Below are 20,452 nucleotides of genomic sequence, written 5' to 3' on the forward strand. Positions count from 1 at the left end.
AAACATGAAAAAAGGCCCGGATGGGCCTTTTGTTCTGGCGCTTGGGGCGCAGCAGGAGGTCAGTCGCGTTCGCCGCCCATGATACCCAGCAGGGCCAGCAGGCTCTGGAACACGTTGATGACGTCCAGATAGAGTGCCAGTGTGGCGCTGATGTAGTTGGTTTCGCCGCCATCGACGATGCGTTTGATGTCGTACAGCATGTAGGCGCTGAATACACCAATCGCCATCACCGAGATCGCCATCATGCCTGCGGTGGAGCCCACAAACACATTGATGATGCCACCCACCATGATGGCCAGGGCACCCACAAACAGCCACTTGCCCATGCCAGAGAGGTCACGTTTGATCACGCTGGAGAGGCTGGCCATGGCAAAAAACACACCTGCCGTGCCACCAAAGGCGGTCATCACCAGTTCCGGGCCATTCTTGAAACCCAGCACCATGGCAATCATGCGCGACAACATCAGGCCCATGAAAAAGGTGAAGCCCAACAGCACCGGCACACCGGCTGCCGAATTCTTGGTTTTTTCAATGGCAAAGATGAAGCCGAAAGCCCCACCCAGGAACAGGATCAATCCCAAACCACCACCCAGCGACTGGGTGATGCCGGTGGCCACACCGAGCCAGGCACCCAAGACGGTCGGAACCAAGCTGAGCGCCAGCAACCAATAGGTGTTGCGCAAGACGCGGTTGCGTTGTTGTGCACCAGCGTTCAAGCCATAGCTGCGGTCAATCGATTGAATGTGATCGGTCATACCAATACTCCTTTACTGCCGGAAAACATGAAGACGCGTAGAGTTTAAGCGTGGGCAGCCCCTTTTTTCAAAAAATGAGGGTGCAAGCTCCTACTTTTCGTGAGGCTACTTGTGACTTGAACAGAGTCACAACGCGGTGTGTTCGCCGTTATGCTTGGTGCTTTACACCTCAAAAAACGCACATGAAAACCAAGATGTTTCTGGAATTGTCTGATGTCAAGTTGATAGCTGCCGCCGCTGAAGCCGAGGCGCTGCGCAACCAGTGGGCGGTGACGATCGCCATCGTGGACGACGGTGGCCATTTGTTGTGGCTGCAGCGCCTGGATGGTGCGCCTGCCCTGACCGCCCACATTGCGCCAGCCAAGGCGAATACCGCAGCCTTGGGGAGGCGTGAGAGCAAGGCCTATGAAGACATCGTGAATGGGGGGCGAACCTCCTTCTTGAGTGTGCCCACCGTTGAAGGGCTTTTGGAAGGTGGGGTGCCGATTCTGAAAGATGGCTTGTGTCTGGGCGCAGTGGGTGTCAGCGGTGTCAAGTCCAGCGAAGACGCACAAATCGCACGTGCTGGTATTGCCGCGTTGGCCCTCTGACAAGCCCTGTTGTGGTTAATTGGGCAGCTTGAAGCTGATCGGCACATCAAACCACATGTCCTGTGCCTGCCCATCAACTTTGCCGGGCACATAACGCCAGGCCAGAACGGCTCTCAAGGCCGACTGGTCCAGGCGTTCAAATCCGCTGGATTGGACAACTTCACCCCGCAACGCTTGGCCGTTCCTGCCAATCAACACCCGCACCATGACCTTGCCGCTTTCTCGTAGTCTGAGGCTCAGCGCGGGATAGGGCGGCTGCGGGTTGTTCAGGTAATCTGCCTGGTTGGATGGCAAGTGCAGCCCGCTTGACGCTGTGTTTTTACCGGCGCTCCCCGCATCTGCGACAGAGGTCGCTACCGGGGCAGCGTTGTCGGTATGGGTAGGTGATGCATGTTCTGCAATGGTGCCTGTCTGGCTGGGGGTGTGGGTGCTGCTGTTTGGGTTTTTCGTGGGCTGGTCTGTCTGTGCTGCAGGGGGGGCCACGGGCGCGCGCTTGCTGCTTGGCCTAGCGGCTAACAGGCGGTGCTCGACAGGGGCGTGGTTCGCCTGTGTTGTCGGTGCCTGTGCGGGGGATGGCTCCAGAATGTGTCGGGTCTGAACAGGAGTTGGTGCCTGCTCTGGCTGGTCTGGTCGGCTTACCTCCCACCAGCTGATCACGAACAGGTGGCCACACAACACCCCACAACTGAGTAAAAAGAGCTTCAATCCGATTCTGGGGTCTTGGGTGTGGCGGGCGCAGGCCTGTCGCTGAGGCAAGCCGTAGACAGGTCAGTAAGTCAATCGCTCCGGGCGCAGCTCTTGCAGAATGGTGGTCGAGATTTCTTCGATCGATTTGGTGGTGGTGGACAGCCACCGAATGCCGGACCGACGCATCATGGCTTCCGCTTCCTTGACCTCATGGCGGCAGTTGGCCAAAGACGCGTATTTGGAATTAGGTCGGCGTTCATTGCGGATCTCGCTGAGCCGTTCGGGCTGGATGGTCAGGCCAAACAGCTTCTTGCGTTGGGCCTTGAGCACGGCGGGCAGGTCCTGGCGCTCAAAATCTTCCGGAATCAGGGGGTAGTTCGAGGCCTTGAGTCCATATTGCATCGCCAAATACAGCGAGGTTGGGGTTTTCCCACTTCGGCTGACGCCGATCAAAATCACGTCGGAGCCTTCCAGATCGCGGTTGGACTGGCCATCATCGTGCTCCAGAGAAAAGTTGATGGCTTCAATGCGGGACTGGTACTCTTCACTCTTGCTCGAGTCACTGAATCGACCAATACGGTGGTTGGACTTCAGGCCAAGTTCATTTTCCAGCGGGTGCACAAAGGTGCTGAACATGTCCATCAGCATGCCGCTGCAGTTCTCAGTGATGACCCGCAGCACCTCGACGTTCGCCAGCGTCAGAAAAACAATCGGGCGTTTGTTGTCAATCGTGGCCGCGTGGTTGATTTGTCGGATCACCGTGTGTGCTTTGTCCACACTGTCAATGAACGGCAACCGGACACGGTGCAGATTCGCCTCGAACTGGTTCAAGATGGCATTACCAAAGGTTTCGGCGGTGATGCCGGTGCCATCAGAGACAAAAAAAACAGTGCGGTTGGGCATGTGCAGGCTGGTTTAGGTTGGGTGACTTGCGTGCCAACCGTCAATTTCAGCCTTCCCAGAGGGCTGACTCGGTGTCGCGCAAGCCTACAATTCTTATTATCGGATCGATTTGCCGCGCAGCGCCCCACCGAGAACACCACAACAGACGGGAATGGGCTGCGCGTTGACCGCTGTTACGCAAAAAAACGGCGGTCATGACCAGTTTTTTAACTTCTGGAGTTTTATCATGACCGCGCTTTTTGCATCGACCGATCTGGTCGTCCCCTTTGAGAACTTGAGAATGACCGACGTGGATTCGGTCGGCGGCAAAAATGCCAGCTTGGGGGAGATGATTTCCAATTTGCCCACAGGTGTCAAAGTACCCACCGGCTTTGCCACCACGGCACATGCCTTCCGGGAGTTCCTGGCCCATGGCAATCTGAGCCAAAAAATCAATGGCCGTTTGGCGGGCTTGGATACCGAAGATGTCAATGCCTTGGCCGTGGCTGGAGCTGAAATTCGTGCCATGGTGGAAAGCCAGCCTTTCCCGGCAGATTTCGAGCGTGATATCCGTGCGGCTTTTGCGGTGTTGTGTGGTGACAACCCCTCTGCATCGTTTGCGGTGCGCTCGTCTGCCACGGCCGAAGATTTGCCCGACGCCTCTTTTGCTGGCCAGCAGGAAACATTCCTCAATGTGACCGGTATTGACGAGGTCTTGCACAAGATGCGTGAGGTGTTCGCCTCGCTGTACAACGACCGTGCCATCAGCTACCGGGTTCACAAAGGTTTTGCCCATGAACATGTGGCGCTCAGTGCAGGTGTTCAGCGCATGGTACGTTCTGACCTGGGCTCGGCCGGTGTGATGTTTACCCTGGACACCGAGTCCGGGTTTGAAGATGTGGTGTTCATCACCTCGAGTTATGGTCTGGGTGAGACGGTGGTGCAGGGTGCGGTGAACCCCGACGAGTTTTATGTCCACAAGCCAATGCTCAAGGCGGGAAAGTTGGCGCTGATCCGACGCAACCTGGGCTCCAAACTGATCCAGATGCAGTTTTCAACACCCGAAGAAAAAGCCGCCACGGGCAAACTGGTGAAAACCACGGATGTCCCGACCGAGCTGCGCAACCGTTATTCACTGACCGATGCCGAGGTCCAGAAGTTGGCCAGCTACGCCTTGGTCATTGAGTCCCACTATGGTCGGCCCATGGACATCGAGTGGGGCAAGGACGGAATTGATGGTGAGTTATACATCTTGCAAGCGCGTCCGGAAACCGTCAAAAGCCAGGCGCTGGGCAAGGTGGAGCACCGTTACAAGCTCAAAGGCAAAGGCGCTGTGTTGGCTGAAGGGCGAGCCATTGGCCAAAAAATCGGGACTGGCCCGGTCAAGGTGGTCTACAACATCAGCGAGATGGACCGTGTGCAGCCTGGTGATGTGCTGGTGACTGACATGACCGACCCCAACTGGGAGCCGGTGATGAAGCGGGCTTCGGCGATTGTGACCAACCGCGGCGGGCGTACCTGCCATGCCGCCATCATTGCGCGCGAGTTGGGGATTCCTGCGGTGGTGGGTTGTGGCCATGCCGATCAGGTGCTCAAGGACGGCATGTTGGTCACAGTGAGTTGTGCCGAAGGGGACACCGGGTTCATCTATGACGGACTGTTGGAAACCGAGGTTACCGAAGTTCAGCGTGGTGCGATGCCCGAGATCCCGGTCAAGATCATGATGAATGTGGGCAACCCGCAACTTGCGTTTGATTTTTGCCAGCTGCCCAATGCCGGTGTGGGTCTGGCGCGACTCGAGTTCATCATCAACAACAACATTGGTGTGCACCCGAAAGCTATCTTGGACTACCCCAATATTGACGCCGATCTCAAAAAAGCGGTGGAGTCTGTTGCGCGCGGCCATGCCTCTCCGCGGGCCTTTTACGTGGATCGGGTGGCCGAAGGTGTGGCCACCATTGCTGCGGCCTTCTGGCCCAAGCCGGTCATCGTGCGGCTCTCTGATTTCAAGAGCAACGAATACCGCAAGCTGATTGGTGGCAGCCGCTACGAGCCTGAAGAAGAGAACCCCATGTTGGGCTTTCGAGGTGCGGCGCGTTATGTCAGTGCTGACTTTGGTGAGGCCTTTGCCATGGAATGCGAGGCACTCAAACGTGTGCGCGAAACCATGGGGCTGGTCAATGTCCAGGTGATGGTGCCGTTTGTCCGAACCCTGGGCCAAGCCAAGAAGGTGACCGAGTTGCTGGCCGAGCACGGCCTACGCCGTGGCGAATTGGATCTCAAACTGATCATGATGTGCGAGATTCCCAGCAACGCCATCTTGGCCAATGAGTTCCTGCAGTACTTTGATGGTTTCTCGATTGGTTCCAACGATCTGACCCAACTGACCTTGGGTCTGGACCGAGATTCGGGTCTGGAGTTGTTGGCCAAGGATTTTGACGAGCGTGACCCGGCGGTCACGGCCTTGATCAGTCAGGCGATTGTTGCTTGCCGAGCCCAGGGTAAGTACATCGGGATCTGTGGCCAGGGCCCGAGCGATCACCCTGACTTTGCCGTCTGGTTGATGCAGCAAGGTATTTCCTCGATTTCACTGAATCCGGACACCGTGGTTGCCACCTGGCAGAGCCTGGCCAGTCAATAGCAAACACCTATAGAGCTTGGCACCACTGGGTGCCATCATCTCCAGAAGATGAGACCAGAGCTGCCCTTGCCTGAAAGCCAACCCATTGCCAGCTTCACACGCTTGCAAGGCTGGCTTTTGGTGGTTTGGTTTCTGGGTTCATTTGGCATCGTTTTTTTTGCCCACGATCTTCAACACACGCTGGTTGGTTGGCCGATTTCGTATTGGTTTGCCGCGCAGGGCAGCTTGTTGATTTTTATCCTGATCGTGGCCGTTTATGCCCGCTTGGCCAATCGCGCAGATGGCGCTCAAGTGTTTGTTGACCCGGACTTTGGCAGGTACACACGGCGCATCCACAAGCGTTTTTTGATCTATGTGCTCATGTTTCTGTTTTTTTTGCTGGCCCTCGGACTGGCTGAGCGCATCGGACTCAAAAGGATCTGGGTAGGCGCCATCTTTTTGTTTGCCACGGTTTTTTTGTATGCCTTGATCGGCATCTACGACCGCACCTCCAGAGCCTCGGAATACTACGTGGCCGGACGTCGTATCCCGGCCATGTACAACGGTATGGCGGTGGCTGCGGACTGGATGAGTGCTGCCTCGTTCATCAGCATGGCTGGAGGCTTGTATTTGCAGGGGTTTTCCGGCTCAGGTTCACAGCCAGGTGGCTTGGTGTATGTGCTGGGCTGGACCGGCGGGTTTTGTCTGGTGGCGCTGTTGGTGGCGCCGCATTTGCGCAAGATGAACCTGTACACGGTGCCCGATTTTTTCGGCCGCCGGTTTGGTGGGCGTTGGCCTCGCATCATCGCGGCCTGGTCCGCTGTGTTGTGTTCGTTTACCTATGTGGTGGCGCAAATCTATGGCGTGGGTTTGATCACCTCGCGCCTGACTGGGGTTCAGTTCGAGATCGGTATTCTGCTGGGCTTGGGGGGTGTGCTGGTCTGCTCGTTCCTTGGGGGCATGCGTGCGGTGACCTGGACCCAGGTGACCCAGTATGTGGTGCTGATTCTGGCCTTTTTGATCCCGGTCTCCTGGCTGGCTTACAAACAGCTCGGCAACCCCATGGCGCCGGTTGTTTATGGTCAGCAACTCCCCAAAATTGCCGAACTGGAACAGCGCTTGATAGCTTCCCCGGCCGAGCAGGAGGTGGTCAATGAATACGCACGGCGAGCAAGAGACTTTGCCCTCAAGCTGAATAACCTGCCGCAATCACTGGATGCCGAAAAAAAGTGGCATCGAGACCAAGTTCAACGCCTGACCCTGGCGCATGCAGACGAGGCGCAGATTGTGGCTGCCAGGCGTGCGCTGGCCGCATTGCCGCGTGATGAAGCCAGCGCCCGCGACAAATGGACCCGGGCCATGCACGACAACCTGGAGCGTGCCAAGCCTTTGGCTGGTATGTCTGAGCAGACGCATCCGTTTGCCGGTGACCCGAATGGCACACCCGATGAAAAAGAGAGGTTTCACACCTCTCGGCTGAATTTTTTGGCGCTGATGTTTTGTCTGATGGTGGGCACGGCGGGCCTCCCGCATCTGCTGACACGGTTTTACACCACCCAGTCCGTGGTCGAGACCAGAAATTCGGCCACTTGGTCCCTGGTTTTTATTGCGCTGCTCTACCTGGCCGCGCCAGCCTTGGCGGTGTTGGTCAAGTTTGAGATCATGGGTCATCTGGTCGGGCAACGTTTTGATGACTTGCCGTCCTGGATTTCGCAGTGGGCCAGGCTGGATCCGTTGCTGATCTCAGTCAGTGACATCAACGGTGATCAGATCTTGCAGTTTGCCGAGCTCAGGCTGGGGCCCGACATCGTGATGCTGGCCACTCCCGAAATTGGTGGCTTGCCGTATGTCATCTCGGGCCTGGTGGCGGCGGGTGGTCTGGCCGCTGCTCTCTCTACCGCAGATGGTTTGTTGCTCACCATTGGCAATGCACTCGCTCACGACTTGTTTTACCGCGGAAACAGTGAGACCTCGGGTGCGGTCAGTCGGGTCATGCTGTCCAAGTTTTCGCTGTTGTTGATGGCCTTGTTGGCGGCCTATGTGGCGGCTCAAAAGCCTGCCGACATTTTGATCCTGGTGTCGGCATCGTTCTCGTTGGCTGGTGCTGCTTTTGTGCCGGTGATGATTCTGGGTATCTTCTGGACCGGTGTCACGCGTTGGGCCGCCGTCAGCGGCATGCTCAGCGGCTTGGGGGTGACGGTGTATTACATGCTCATCAACGCGCCTGGTGTACGTGCCTACTGGGGCTGGCAGGGGTCGGGCCTGTGGTTTGGTATCGAGCCCATTTCTGCAGGTGTATTTGGCATCAGTGCAGGGGTGGTCATAACCCTGCTGGTGAGTGTATTGACACGCTCCGTCAAACCGGCTCACTAAGCCAGGCAGCCAAGCCCAAACAAAAAGCTATAATCTTTGGCTTACCTTGCCACACCCCAATCAGACGCTGGGGGTGGCTTTTCGCCTCATCAGAGGTACTTCCACAAGGAGTCTCAATGCGTCATTATGAAATCATCCTCATGATCCACCCGGATCAGAGCGAACAAGTTCCCGCCATGCTGGAACGCTACAAGGGCATGATCACCGCTGGTGGTGGCAAAGTGCACCGTGTCGAAGACTGGGGTCGCCGCCAGTTGGTCTACATGATCAACAAGCTGGCCAAGGCGCACTACCTGTGTGTCAACATCGAAGCTGACCAGGCTGTGATGGCTGAACTGGAACACGCCTTCAAGTTCAATGACGCTGTGTTGCGTCACCTGACCGTGTTGAAGAAAAAAGCCGAAACCGGCCCCTCTTCCATGATGAAGACTGTCGAGCGCGAAGACGCTCGCAAGACACAGCAAGCCGAATACCAGGCTTGAGACCCTTGTTAACCAGCTTGCAGTGAGCCTTGCCAACCACCTTCACCTGACAGCCAGCGTTCTTGAAATCGAGGTTTTAAGGTACACGCCGTCCGGAATTCCTGCTCTTAACTGTCGTCTGGAGCATGCATCTGAGATGGTTGAGGCGGGTCAGTTAAGGCAGGTCAAGGCAGTCATGAAGTCGGTGGCTTTTGGTGCAGTTGCAGAACAACTTGCCAAACAAGACATCGGTAGCAGCTGGAATTTCAAGGGTTTTGTGGCGACGCCGCGTGGTGCAAAACACGTTGTGTTCCACATCCAAGAATTTGCTCAAGAGTAACGCATTTCAAAATATTTAAGGAGTCCATCATGGCCGGACCAAAACGTTTCAACAACAAAGACAAGCGCCCAAAGCGCCCCGCGCAAAACCTGCTGTTCAAGCGCAAGCGCTTTTGCCGCTTCACCGTGACTGGTGTTGAAGAGATCGACTACAAAGACATCGACACGCTGCGTGATTTCATTGCTGAAAACGGCAAGATCATTCCCGCACGTCTGACCGGCACCCGTGCCATTTTCCAGCGCCAGCTCAACACCGCCATCAAGCGCGCCCGCTTCCTGGCCATGTTGCCTTACAGCGATCAGCACAAGATCTAAGGACTACCTACCATGCAAATCATTCTGCTCGACAAGGTGGTGAACCTTGGCAATCTCGGTGAAATCGTTAAAGTCAAAGACGGTTACGCCCGCAACTTCCTGATTCCGTCTGGCCGCGCCCGTCGCGCCACCGAAACAGCCAAAAAGGAATTTGAAGTCCGTCGCGCTGAGCTTGAAAAAGCTGCTGCCGCCAAGCTGGCTGAAGCACAAGCCTTGGGTGAAAAGCTGGCAGGCACCACCTGCAAGCTGACTCAAAAAGCTGGTGTGGATGGCCGTTTGTTCGGTTCGGTGACCAATGCCGACATCGCTGAAGAGCTGACCAAGTCCGGTTTTACCGTGACCAAGGCTCAGATCCGTATGCCACTTGGCCACATCAAAGTGGTTGGCGACAACACCGTGGGTGTTGCCCTGCACACGGACGTGGTGGTCGACATCACCGTGTCGGTGTACGGCGAAACCGCCTAAGCCGCAGACGCTGCTTTAAAAAGCCGCCCGGGTGCAAGCCCAGGCGGCTTTTGTATTGGTGCTTGCTCAAATCACAGCCTTTGCACAGTTTGTTCACAGGTTTTACAGACGTCGCCCCCAGCTTCTCACTCGACACCCGCGTCGACACACCTTAGCATCCAAGGTCCAAAGGAATCACCCATGTCTGCTGTTCTTTCTGCTCTTCACGATGACCTGACGCCAGACCGCCAGGTGGCGCAGCTGCGTATCCCGCCACACTCCATTGAGGCCGAGTCCAGCGTGCTGGGCGGCTTATTGCTGGACAACGCAGCCTGGGACCGGGTGAGTGACGTGTTGGCCGAGCATGACTTCTACCGTTATGAACACCGTGCGGTGTTCGCGGCCATGGCGTTGCTGATCAACGCCTCGAAACCGGCTGACGTGATCACCGTGTATGAGCAGTTGCAGAGTGCGGGCAAGGCCGAGGAGGTCGGAGGCCTGACCTACCTGAACGCGCTGGCGCAATACGTGCCCAGTGCTGGCAACATCCGCCGTTACGCCGAAATCGTGCGCGACCGCTCAATCCTGCGCAAGCTGGTCTCCACCAGCGAAGAAATATCAGCCAACGCCTTCAACCCCAAGGGTCGGCCGGTGGCGTCCATCCTGGATGAGGCCGAGCAGAAGATTTTCAACATTGGTGAAGAGGGCGCGCGCACCAAGCAGGGCTTTCAGAGCATGGACACGCTGGTGGTTGATTTGCTCGACCGTGTCCAAGAGATGGCCGACAACCCAAACGATGTCACTGGTGTGCCGACGGGTTTTTACGACCTCGACCGCATGACGGCGGGATTACAAGCGGGTGACTTGGTGGTGTTGGCTGCGCGCCCATCAATGGGCAAGACGGCGTTTGCCATCAACATTGCCGAACATGTGGCGATGAACGAGGGCCTGCCGGTAGCGGTGTTTTCGATGGAAATGGGTGCGGCCCAGCTGGCGGTGCGGATTGTGGGTTCCATTGGTCGCATCGACCAGGGCCACTTGCGTACCGGCAAACTCACTGACGAGGAATGGCCGCGCCTGACCGAAGCCATTGAAAAGCTGCGCACCATTTCCCTGCACATCGATGAAACCGCTGGCCTGACCTCAAGCGAGTTGCGCGCCAATGCGCGCCGTCTGGCGCGCCAGTGTGGCCAGCTTGGCCTGATCGTGGTCGACTACTTGCAACTGATGAGTGGCTCCAACGGCAGCGACGGCGAAAACCGGGCCACCGAGCTGGGCGAAATCTCGCGGGGTTTAAAAATGCTGGCCAAGGAGCTGAAATGTCCCTTGATTGCCTTGTCGCAGCTCAACCGAAGTGTGGAGCAGCGCCCCGACAAACGCCCGATGATGAGTGATTTGCGTGAATCAGGCGCCATCGAGCAGGATGCCGACATCATCATGTTCATCTACCGCGACGAGTACTACACCAAAGATGCCTGCAAGGAACCCGGTGTGGCCGAGGTGATCATTGCCAAACAGCGTAACGGCCCAACCGGCACCGTCAAGCTGACCTTCCTGAACCGGATCACCAAGTTTGAGTCTTTGGCCAGTGGCGATACCGGCGATTTCTAAGCCTGTTGACACGGGTCCAGACAGGCCCGTTCATCATCAGGTTTGTAGGTAAAAGTGGCCTCTAGCCCTTATTTTGTAAGGGCTAGTAGCTATTTAATTCAAAGCACTTCGCTGGCAAAATCGGCCAGTCGAGAGCGTTCACCGCGGGCCAGTGTGATGTGGCCGCCATGCGCCCAGCCCTTGAACTTGTCCACCGCATAGGTCAGCCCGGAGGAGCCTTCGGTCAGATAGGGTGTGTCGATCTGCGCGATATTGCCCATACAAATGATCTTGGTGCCCGGCCCGGCGCGGGTGATCAAGGTCTTCATCTGTTTGGGCGTCAGGTTTTGCGCCTCGTCGATGATCACGTATTTGTTCAGGAAGGTGCGGCCACGCATGAAGTTCATGCTCTTGACCTTGATGCGGCTGCGGATCAACTCGTTGGTAGCGGCGCGGCCCCATTCACCGGCGGCGGTGTCGGTCTTGCCCAACACCTCTAGGTTGTCGTCGAGGGCGCCCATCCACGGGCCCATTTTTTCCTCTTCGGTGCCGGGCAGGAAACCAATGTCTTCGCCCACGCTGACGGTGGCGCGGGTGACGATGATCTCGGTGTAGCGGCGTTCATCCAGCACCTGGGTCAGGCCGGAGGCCAGTGCCATCAGCGTTTTGCCAGTGCCGGCGGTGCCGGTCAGGGTGACAAAGTCCACCTCGGGGTCCATCAGCAAGTTCATTGCAAAGTTCTGCTCGCGGTTGCGGGTGGTGATGCCCCAGACCGCATTTTTTAGATGGGTGAAATCACGCAGGGTTTTGAACACCGCCACTTTGCCTCGGATTTCGGTCACCTTGGCATACAGGCTGGGTTCACCGGGTGATTCAAAGTAGACAAACTGGTTGACCAGCAGCTGCGGCACCACCGGGCCGCTGATGCGGTAGAAGGTGTGGGCGCCTTGTTGCCAGCTCTCCACCGATTTGCCGTGGGTGGTCCAGAAATCAGAGGGCAGGGCGTAGGCGCCGGAGTACAGCAGGTCGCCATCTTCCAGAGTCTTATCGTTCTGGTAGTCGTCTGTAGACAGGCCCAGCGCACGGGCCTTGACGCGCATGTTGATGTCCTTGGACACCAGCACCACCTCACGCGGCGCGTGTTGTTTGCGCAGCGCTTCCACCACGCCCAGGATCTGGTTGTCGGCCTTGCCTTGAGGCAGGCTCAGGGGCAGATCGTAATTGAGTAACTGGGTCTGGAAAAACAGGCGGCCACGGGCGTCGGTGTGGCCGGTGGCGTCCAGCGGCAGGCCGCTGGTGATGTCGCCGCCCTGGTGTTCCGCCAGTGCGTCCAGCGACCGGCTGGTCTGGCGGCCATTGCGCGCGACCTCGGTCATGCCTTTTTTGTGGGCATCGAGCTCTTCGAGCACGATCATCGGCAAAAAGATGTCGTGTTCTTCAAAACGGAACAGGCAGGTCGGGTCGTGCAGCAGCACATTGGTGTCGAGCACAAACAAGCGGGTGGGTCCCTCGAAGCGCTTGGATTTGGCGCGGGGACGCTCCACTGGTTTGGGCGCGGCGGGGCGCACCACTTCGGGTGTGGCCATGGGCCGTTCTGCCTGGACCGGCTGCGCTGCTTTGCTGGTCCGGCTGCGGCTGGGTGGTGTGGTTGTGGCCGGCTTGCTGATCAGGACTTCGGTCGCCTTGACCGGTTCCTGCACTTCGGCGCTGACCGTGGTTTTCTGCTTCGGGCGCGTCTTGGCAGGCGTTTCATACTCTTGTTGTGACAGCAAGGCGGCGCGTTTGGTGGGGGCAGAGGGCAAGGGCATGAATACTCTCGAAGTGATGAGGTGTAGGGGCTTAAAAACGAAACAGCCGCCATGTCACCAGGGCGGCTGTTTCAAAGCGAGTTTGCGTGACTGTCAGCAACATGCAAATCATTATGCACGAGCCGTCTGACAACAGCGCTGGATGGTTTTTTGGCAGGTTTTGTCTCCGGGGTGTGACAAAACGGGGTCGTCTCAGGCTGCGATGGCCGCCTTTTTGAGGTTTTTGACCGCCTCCAGCACCTCGTCCACATGGCCTGGGACTTTCAGGCCGCGCCATTCTTCCTTGAGGTAACCGTCAGCACCAATCAGGAAGGTGCTGCGCTCGATGCCTTTGACCTTTTTGCCATACATGATCTTGTTTTTGACCACACCAAACATGTGGCACATTTTTTCTTCGGTGTCGGCGATCAGCTCAAACGGCAATTCCAGCTTTTGCTTGAAATCGTCGTGTGACTTCATGTTGTCGCGCGAGACACCAAACACTGTGGCCCCGGCCTTGACAAAGTCTTTGTACTTGTCGCGAAACTGCATGGCCTCGGTGGTACATCCAGGGGTATTGTCTTTGGGGTAAAAGTACAAAACGACGATGTGGCCGAGGTGAGAAGTGTTGGTGACCCGGATACCGCCAGTGGCATTGGACTCGAATTCGGGGATGGGTTTATTGACAACAATCGCCATGGTTCTTCAATCTCGTGTGACAGGATGCGTCAGTCTCTCAAGTCGCGGACACTATCCTTTTTTTATAGCGCTGCTGCGCCCTCGACTGCCAACTGCGGATTTTAACGCATTAGCAGTGCAACCGCGACATATCGACCCTCGGCGGCCAAGATGTTGTAGGTGCGACAAGCGGCCTGGGTGTCCATGGTTTCCAGGCCAATTTGCTGCTGGATCAGGGCTTGGGTCAAGCTTGGGTGGGCAAAACGCAGGCGTTCACCGCTGCCAAAAATCACCAACTCGGGTTGCCATTGCGCCAGTTGCTCGAACAGCTCGGCGGTTATGTCTTCAAAACGGTTACAGGGCCAGTCCAGACGTTTGCCGCGCGAGTCCAGGAGGACGCTGCGGGTGATCTTCTCGTTGGCCACCTGAATCCAGTCCGGTCCGTACGCACTGATCGACTGCACATGGGGTTTGTCAGGGTGAATTTTCATGGGTCTTTCGGGGTGCCAGGCAAGGTGAATTGGGGTGGCGCGAGGGTGTTGCGACCCGCGCCAGGGGGCGCCGAGACTTGTGGTCAAATTATAGGTTTCGCCCACGTGCAGCCACTCCCGGAGGGACTTTGAAAACCATACGCAAATCAGCCAAGCTGGCCAATGTGCTTTACGACATCCGCGGCCCGATCATGGACGCGGCGCGCCAGATGGAAGATGAAGGCCAGAAGATCATCAAGCTCAACCTGGGCAACTTGGCGGTGTTTGGTTTTGATGCCCCCGAAGAAATCCAGCAGGACATGATCCGTAACCTGCCCAACTCGGCCGGGTATTCGGACAGCAAGGGCATTTTTGCGGCGCGCAAGGCAGTCATGCACGAAACCCAGAAGCAGGGCATTGTGGGTGTGACGCTGGACGACATCTACCTGGGCAATGGCGCCAGCGAACTCATCACCATGGCCACCAACGCGCTGCTGGACAACGGCGACGAGTTGCTGCTGCCGATGCCCGACTACCCGCTGTGGACCGCATCGACCAGCCTGTCGGGTGGCACGCCGGTGCATTACCTGTGTGACGAGGCCAATGGCTGGATGCCGGACCTGGACGACGTCCGCGCCAAGATCACACCACGCACCAAAGGCATTGTGGTGATCAACCCGAACAACCCGACTGGCGTGTTGTACAGCGATGCCTTGCTCCAGGGCATTGTGACCATCGCCCGTGAACACGGTTTGGTGATCCTGGCTGACGAGGTGTACGACAAGGTGCTTTACGACGGTGTCAAGCACACGGCGCTGGCCAGCTTGTCGACCGACGTGTTGACGCTGACCTTCAACTCGCTCTCTAAGAGTTACCGATCCTGCGGTTACCGCGCTGGCTGGATGGTGGTGTCTGGCAACAAAAAAGCCGCCGGAGACTACATCGAGGGTCTGACCATGCTCTCGAACATGAAGCTGTGCTCCAACGTGCCGGGCCAATGGGCGATCCAGACCGCACTGGGTGGTTACCAGAGCATCAACGACCTGGTGTGTGAGGGTGGTCGCCTGCGCCGCCAGCGCGACCTGGCCTACGAGCTGATCACCGCCATTCCTGGCGTGAGCTGTGTCAAGCCCGAAGCCGCGCTCTACATGTTCCCCAAGCTGGACCCGACGCTGTACCCGATCACCGATGACCGCCAGTTTTTCCTGGAGCTGCTGCGTGAAACCCGGGTGATGCTGGTGCAAGGCACTGGCTTCAACTGGCCGCAGCCGGACCACTTCCGCATTGTGTTTTTGCCCCATGAGGAAGACCTGCGTGTGGCGATTGGCCGCATTGCCAAGTTTTTGGAAGGCTACCGCAAGCGGCACAGCAACTGACTCACTCTGTTTTTAAGAGCTACTCGTGCTTATTGCATAAGGGCTAGAGGCCAATTTAACCTGTAACTATTGAAAATCATGAAACCTATTCAAGTTGGTCTGCTCGGTATCGGTGTGGTGGGTTCGGGCACATTCAATGTGCTGCAGCGCAACCAGGAAGAAATCAAACGCCGCGCCGGTCGTGGCATCGAGATCACGATGGTGGCCGACCTCAACGTGGCACGCGCCCAGGAACTGGTGGGTCCCGGTGTGACCGTGGTCAGCGACGCCCGCGCGGTGATCGCCAACCCCGACATCGACATCGTGATTGAGCTGATCGGCGGCTACGGCATCGCCAAGTCACTGGTTTTGGAAGCCATTGCCGCAGGCAAACACGTGGTGACCGCCAACAAGGCGCTGCTGGCGGTGCATGGCACCGAGATTTTTGCTGCGGCATCGGCCAAGGGCGTGATGGTGGCGTTTGAGGCCGCCGTGGCCGGTGGCATCCCGATCATCAAGGCGCTGCGCGAAGGGCTGACGGCCAACCGCATCCAGTGGATTGCCGGCATCATCAACGGCACCACCAACTTCATCCTGAGCGAAATGCGCGACAAGGGCCTGGACTTTGGTGTGGTGCTCAAGGAAGCCCAGGCACTGGGCTACGCAGAGGCCGACCCGACCTTTGACATCGAAGGTATCGACGCCGCCCACAAGGCCACACTCATGAGCGCCATCGCCTTTGGTGTGCCGGTGCAGTTTGACAAGGCCTATGTGGAGGGCATCACCAAACTCGGCGCCGCCGACATCAAATACGCCGAACAGCTTGGCTACCGCATCAAGCTGCTGGGCATCACGAAACGCCGCGCTGCTGACGCCGCCAAGGGCTCCTCGGACGGTATCGAGCTGCGTGTGCACCCGTGCCTGATCCCCGCCAAGCGCCTGATCGCCAATGTGGAAGGCGCCATGAACGCGGTGGTGGTGCAGGGCGACGCGGTTGGCACCACGCTGTATTACGGCAAGGGTGCGGGCAGTGAGCCGACCGCCAGCGCGGTGATTGCCGACCTGGTCGACATCACCCGCCTGCACACTGCCGATGCCGCGCACCGCGTGCCCCATCTGGCGTTCCAGCCCAACGCGATGAGCAACTTGCCGGTGCTGCCGATGAGTGAAGTGGTCACCAGCTACTACCTGCGCCTGCGCGTGGCCGATGAGACTGGCGTGTTGACCAAGGTGACGGGCATCCTGGCCGAGGCGGGCATCAGCATCGACGCGGTGTTACAGCGCGAGGCCGACGAGATCAGTGGCGAGGTGAGCCTTGGCCAGGTGCCGCAAACCGATGTGATCATCCTGACCCACGACTGTGTGGAAGCCTGCATGAACGCAGCGATTGCCCAGATGCAGGCCCTGCCCAGTGTGCTGGAGCCCATCACCCGCATCCGCAAGGAGGAACTGGCCTGATGAACTACCTCTCCACCCGCGGCGACCACAGCCCCAAGCGTTTTTGTGACATTCTGCTCGAAGGCCTGGCGCCCGATGGCGGCTTGTACTTGCCGGAGCACTACCCGCAGGTAAACGACGCCACCCTGAGCCGCTGGCGCAGTGTTTACCACGTGCAGGGTTACGCCGAGCTGGCGTTTGAGATCCTGTCGCTCTATATCGACGACATTCCTGCCGACGACCTGCGTGCCATCTGCGCCAAGACCTACACGACCGAGGTGTTTGGCACCGGTGAGATCGTGCCGCTGCGCCATCTGGACAACGGCATCTGGCTGGAGGCTCTTTCCAACGGCCCGACGCTGGCCTTCAAGGACATGGCGATGCAGCTGCTGGGCAACCTGTTCGAGTACGAGCTGGCACGTCGCGGCGAGCAGCTCAACATCCTGGGCGCCACCAGTGGCGACACCGGCAGCGCTGCCGAATACGCGATGCGTGGCAAAAAAGGCGTGCGTGTGTTCATGACCAGCCCGGCCGGGCGCATGAGCCCGTTCCAGCAGGCGCAGATGTTCAGCTTGATGGATGAGAACATCATCAACATCGCGGTTGAAGGTGTGTTTGACGACTGCCAGGACATGGTCAAAGCGGTCAGCAACGACCTGGACTTCAAGCGCCAGTACAAGATTGGCACGGTCAACTCGATCAACTGGGCGCGTTTGCTGGCCCAGGTGGTTTACTACTTTGCCGGGTACTTCCAGGCCACCGAAAGCAACCACCAGAAGGTCAGCTTCACCGTGCCCAGCGGCAACTTCGGCAACATCTGCGCAGGCCATGTCGCGCGCATGATGGGTTTGCCGATTGCCAAGCTGGTGGCGGCCACCAACGAAAACGACGTGCTCGACGAGTTCTTCAAAACCGGGGTCTACCGCGTGCGCGCCAGTGCCGACACCCATGAGACCTCCAGCCCGTCGATGGACATTTCCAAGGCCAGCAACTTCGAGCGTTTCATTTTTGACCTGCTGGGCCGCGACGGCGCGCGTGTCAAAGCGCTGTTTGGCGAGGCCCTGGCGCGCAGCGGCCAGTTTGACCTGAGCCAGCATCCGGCCTTCAACGACATCCGCCTGCGCTACGGTTTTGTCAGCGGCAAAAGCACCCACGCCAACCGCCTGGCCACCATCAAGGAGAGTTTTGAGCAACACGCCATGGTGATCGACCCACACACCGCCGACGGTGTCAAGGTGGCGCGTGAGCAGCTGCAAGCCGATGTGCCAATGATCGTGTTGGAAACCGCCTTGCCGATCAAGTTTGCCGAAACCATTGTCGAAGCCACTGGCCGCGAGCCGGAACGTCCGCCCAAGTTTGATGGCATCGAGGCCTTGCCCAAACGGGTGATCACCATGGCGGCCGATGCTGCCGCCATCAAGCAGTTGATCCGCAGTCGCTGCGCCTGAAGCCGAGCCAGCCACTGTGCGCCCACCTTTGAAACCGCTGGACGAGGCACTGGCGGAGTTGCTCGATTTTGCCCACCCCCTGGACGGGGTGGACTCCATCTCCACCTTCGACGCCGATGGCCGGGTGTTGGCGCAAGACCTGGTGTCCGCTCTGCAGGTGCCGCCCCATGACAACAGCGCGATGGATGGGTATGCCCTGCGTTGTGCCGATCTGGCCGCGGGGGAGGCTTTGCCGGTGTCGCAGCGCATCCCTGCGGGCAGCAGCCCTGAGCCCTTGGCCGCGCAAACGGTGGCGCGTATCTTCACCGGTGCGCCGCTGCCACCCGGTGCGGACGCGGTGGTGATGCAGGAAAACTGTCAATTGCAAGAGAACGGCTGTGTGTTGGTCAACGGACCAGTGACGCTTGGCCAATGGATTCGCCGCAGCGGTGAAGACATCCAGCGAGGCGCTACCATACTCTCGAAAGGAGAGCGTCTGACCCCCGCATCACTTGGGCTGGCGGCCAGTATTGGCATGAACCAGCTGCAGGTGGTGCGCCGCCCCAAGGTGGCGTTGTTGTCCACCGGTGACGAGCTGGTCATGCCCAGCGAGGTGGCACCACAAGACATGCGCCCCGGCGCCATCTACAACTCAAACCGCTTTGTGCTTAAAGCCTTGCTGACCCGCCTGGGTTGTGAGGTGACCGACCTGGGCATCTTGCCGGATCAGCGCCAGGCCACGATTGACGCCTTGGCCGCCGCTGCGAAGCAGCATGACCTGATCCTGACCAGTGGCGGTGTATCGGTGGGGGAGGAAGACCACGTCAAACCCGCCGTGCAGGCGCTGGGCCAGCTGAACCTGTGGCAGATCGCTATCAAACCCGGTAAACCCTTTGCTTATGGCCAGATCGTGCGCAGCGGGGTGGCCGGACAGGGCGCCCATTTCATCGGCCTGCCAGGCAACCCGGTGTCGGGTCTGGTGACCTTTTTGATGCTGGTGCGGCCGTTTTTGCTGCGGCTGCAAGGGGTGACCCAGGTTGCCCCGTTGTCCATAGCTGCTACCTCTGGATTTACCTGGGCTAGAGCCGATAAACGCCGTGAATTCCTGCGGGCGCGTTTGAACGCGGCGGGCACGCTCGATTTGTTTCCCAACCAGAGCGCGGGTGTGTTGACCTCTGCGGTCTGGGGTGACGGTCTGGTGGATAACCCGCAGAGCCAGACCATCGCGCCCGGTGACACGGTGCGTTTTATCCCGTTTGCGGCCTTGTTGTCATGAAGATCACCGTGAAGTATTTCGCTTCGATCCGCGAAGCCATTGGCACCGGTGTGGAAGTGCGTGAGACGCAGGCCAACACCCTGGGCGCTTTGCGTGACGAGCTGATCGCGCTGGGTGCTGGGCATGCCGAGAGCCTGGCGCGTGGCCGTGCGGTGCGGCTCGCTCTCAACCAGATCATGGCGAACGAGGCCGAGACTTTGACCGCGGGCTGCGAAGTAGCATTTTTCCCGCCGGTGACCGGGGGCTAGCTTGGCCAAGTTGGTCTCTGGTGTATCGGCTGGTGCGCTATTAGAAATATATCTGTCTGCCCTTTATCTATAAGGGCTGGAGGCCATTTTGAAGCAAAACTCTGCAAGGGTATCGATCCAGATCCAGGACTTTGATCTGAATGCCGAGATCGCCGCCCTGCGAGCACAGGATGGCCGGGTTGGCGCGGTGTGTTGTTTTGTCGGCACCGTGCGCGACTGCACAGCTGGCCAACCAGGCCAGATCAGCAGCATGGAGCTGGAGCACTACCCGGGCATGACCGAAGCCGCGATTGAGGCCATGATCGATGCCGCCGTGGCGCGCTTTGACATCCTGGGCGCCCGTGTCATCCACCGGGTGGGGCTGCTGCAGCCGCTTGATCAGATTGTGATGGTGGCTGTTACCTCGGCCCATCGGGGAGAGAGTTTTGCCGCCTGCGAGTTTTTGATCGACTACCTCAAAACCCAGGCGCCGTTCTGGAAAAAAGAGACCACCCCCGAGGGTGCCCGCTGGGTGGATGCCCGCGTCAGCGACGACGCGGCGCTGGCCAGGTGGGGTATTGGCGCAAGCAACTCGTCAGGTCCAGGTATTGGCTAGGAGTCTGGGCGGCAGAAACCTTCGTTGGTGATGAATCCTGGCACGAAGCCTGCGATGCAAAGGCATGAGCACCAGCTACTTACCCTACCACCCCGAGCAACAACAGCTCCTGCCCTCAGCCCT

20 protein-coding genes are annotated in these 20,452 nt (G+C 58.4%); 14 read left to right on the forward strand and 6 right to left on the reverse strand.

Annotated features, from left to right (window positions below; translation table 11 throughout):
* Nucleotides 1-59: 59 nt before the first annotated feature.
* Nucleotides 60-755: a Bax inhibitor-1/YccA family protein gene (locus tag FDG13_RS12325; protein WP_180128047.1), complete on the reverse strand. Its 696-nt coding sequence runs from the start codon at nucleotides 753-755 to the stop codon at nucleotides 60-62.
* A gap of 182 nt (nucleotides 756-937) precedes the next feature.
* On the opposite strand from FDG13_RS12325, the gene FDG13_RS12330 reads away from it, so the two are divergent.
* Nucleotides 938-1,345, forward strand: coding sequence for a heme-binding protein (locus FDG13_RS12330; RefSeq protein WP_180128049.1), 408 nt, complete (start codon nucleotides 938-940; stop codon nucleotides 1,343-1,345).
* 15 nt (nucleotides 1,346-1,360) lie between these two features.
* Here FDG13_RS12330 and FDG13_RS21170 read toward each other — a convergent pair whose 3' ends face one another.
* A complete protein-coding gene (locus FDG13_RS21170) occupies nucleotides 1,361-1,639 on the reverse strand; it encodes an energy transducer TonB (protein ID WP_255435220.1) in 279 nt (92 codons plus the stop codon).
* A 474-nt stretch (nucleotides 1,640-2,113) separates the two neighbouring features.
* Complete coding sequence (locus FDG13_RS12340) at nucleotides 2,114-2,935, reverse strand: pyruvate, water dikinase regulatory protein (protein WP_180128051.1); 822 nt, start codon at nucleotides 2,933-2,935, stop codon at nucleotides 2,114-2,116.
* A gap of 226 nt (nucleotides 2,936-3,161) precedes the next feature.
* Between FDG13_RS12340 and ppsA the strand changes: the two genes are divergently transcribed.
* The 7 genes from ppsA to dnaB all read left to right on the forward strand — a co-directional run bounded on the left by ppsA (nucleotide 3,162) and on the right by dnaB (nucleotide 11,077).
* Complete coding sequence (gene ppsA, locus FDG13_RS12345) at nucleotides 3,162-5,555, forward strand: phosphoenolpyruvate synthase (protein ID WP_180128053.1); 2,394 nt, start codon at nucleotides 3,162-3,164, stop codon at nucleotides 5,553-5,555.
* A 66-nt stretch (nucleotides 5,556-5,621) separates the two neighbouring features.
* Nucleotides 5,622-7,907, forward strand: a complete 2,286-nt coding sequence (locus FDG13_RS12350) for a VC_2705 family sodium/solute symporter (protein ID WP_255435221.1) — start codon at nucleotides 5,622-5,624, stop codon at nucleotides 7,905-7,907.
* A gap of 116 nt (nucleotides 7,908-8,023) precedes the next feature.
* Nucleotides 8,024-8,389: a 30S ribosomal protein S6 gene (gene rpsF / locus FDG13_RS12355; RefSeq protein ID WP_078366096.1), complete on the forward strand. Its 366-nt coding sequence runs from the start codon at nucleotides 8,024-8,026 to the stop codon at nucleotides 8,387-8,389.
* A 22-nt stretch (nucleotides 8,390-8,411) separates the two neighbouring features.
* Entirely contained in the window at nucleotides 8,412-8,708 is a 297-nt protein-coding gene (gene priB, locus FDG13_RS12360) for a primosomal replication protein N (protein ID WP_180128057.1), read from the forward strand.
* 29 nt (nucleotides 8,709-8,737) lie between these two features.
* Entirely contained in the window at nucleotides 8,738-9,022 is a 285-nt protein-coding gene (gene rpsR / locus FDG13_RS12365) for a 30S ribosomal protein S18 (RefSeq protein ID WP_011464487.1), read from the forward strand.
* A gap of 12 nt (nucleotides 9,023-9,034) precedes the next feature.
* Complete coding sequence (rplI, locus tag FDG13_RS12370) at nucleotides 9,035-9,487, forward strand: 50S ribosomal protein L9 (protein WP_180128059.1); 453 nt, start codon at nucleotides 9,035-9,037, stop codon at nucleotides 9,485-9,487.
* A 180-nt stretch (nucleotides 9,488-9,667) separates the two neighbouring features.
* A complete protein-coding gene (gene dnaB / locus FDG13_RS12375) occupies nucleotides 9,668-11,077 on the forward strand; it encodes a replicative DNA helicase (protein ID WP_180128061.1) in 1,410 nt (469 codons plus the stop codon).
* A gap of 98 nt (nucleotides 11,078-11,175) precedes the next feature.
* Here the strand turns inward: dnaB and FDG13_RS12380 are convergent, their stop codons facing one another.
* From FDG13_RS12380 to FDG13_RS12390, 3 genes are all read right to left on the reverse strand, one after another.
* Nucleotides 11,176-12,864, reverse strand: coding sequence for a PhoH family protein (locus tag FDG13_RS12380; RefSeq protein ID WP_180128063.1), 1,689 nt, complete (start codon nucleotides 12,862-12,864; stop codon nucleotides 11,176-11,178).
* A 192-nt stretch (nucleotides 12,865-13,056) separates the two neighbouring features.
* Nucleotides 13,057-13,542: a peroxiredoxin gene (locus FDG13_RS12385; protein ID WP_180128065.1), complete on the reverse strand. Its 486-nt coding sequence runs from the start codon at nucleotides 13,540-13,542 to the stop codon at nucleotides 13,057-13,059.
* 101 nt (nucleotides 13,543-13,643) lie between these two features.
* Entirely contained in the window at nucleotides 13,644-14,012 is a 369-nt protein-coding gene (locus FDG13_RS12390; protein WP_180128067.1) for an Mth938-like domain-containing protein, read from the reverse strand.
* 128 nt (nucleotides 14,013-14,140) lie between these two features.
* Between FDG13_RS12390 and FDG13_RS12395 the strand changes: the two genes are divergently transcribed.
* The 6 genes from FDG13_RS12395 (at nucleotide 14,141) to FDG13_RS12420 (ending at nucleotide 20,329) form a co-directional block, all read left to right on the forward strand.
* Nucleotides 14,141-15,367 (forward strand): pyridoxal phosphate-dependent aminotransferase, encoded by a 1,227-nt coding sequence (locus tag FDG13_RS12395; RefSeq protein ID WP_180128069.1) that lies wholly within the window; start codon nucleotides 14,141-14,143, stop codon nucleotides 15,365-15,367.
* A gap of 78 nt (nucleotides 15,368-15,445) precedes the next feature.
* Nucleotides 15,446-16,804: a homoserine dehydrogenase gene (locus FDG13_RS12400; RefSeq protein ID WP_180128071.1), complete on the forward strand. Its 1,359-nt coding sequence runs from the start codon at nucleotides 15,446-15,448 to the stop codon at nucleotides 16,802-16,804.
* The gene (gene thrC / locus FDG13_RS12405) at nucleotides 16,804-18,231 is read left to right on the forward strand and encodes a threonine synthase (RefSeq protein WP_180128074.1); all 1,428 of its coding nucleotides are present in this window, start codon (nucleotides 16,804-16,806) and stop codon (nucleotides 18,229-18,231) included. Before FDG13_RS12400 ends, thrC begins: the two co-directional genes overlap by 1 nt.
* 16 nt (nucleotides 18,232-18,247) lie before the next feature.
* Nucleotides 18,248-19,486 (forward strand): gephyrin-like molybdotransferase Glp, encoded by a 1,239-nt coding sequence (glp, locus tag FDG13_RS12410; RefSeq protein ID WP_180128076.1) that lies wholly within the window; start codon nucleotides 18,248-18,250, stop codon nucleotides 19,484-19,486.
* Complete coding sequence (locus tag FDG13_RS12415) at nucleotides 19,483-19,734, forward strand: MoaD/ThiS family protein (RefSeq protein WP_180128078.1); 252 nt, start codon at nucleotides 19,483-19,485, stop codon at nucleotides 19,732-19,734. The genes glp and FDG13_RS12415 overlap by 4 nt, the downstream gene beginning before the upstream one ends.
* An 88-nt stretch (nucleotides 19,735-19,822) precedes the next feature.
* Nucleotides 19,823-20,329 carry a molybdenum cofactor biosynthesis protein MoaE gene (locus FDG13_RS12420; RefSeq protein WP_180128080.1) on the forward strand — a complete coding sequence of 169 codons (507 nt, stop codon included), beginning with the start codon at nucleotides 19,823-19,825 and terminating at the stop codon, nucleotides 20,327-20,329.
* Nucleotides 20,330-20,452: the final 123 nt, after the last annotated feature.

Source organism: Rhodoferax sp. BLA1 (genome assembly GCF_013416775.1).
Taxonomy (GTDB): Bacteria; Pseudomonadota; Gammaproteobacteria; order Burkholderiales; family Burkholderiaceae_C; genus Rhodoferax.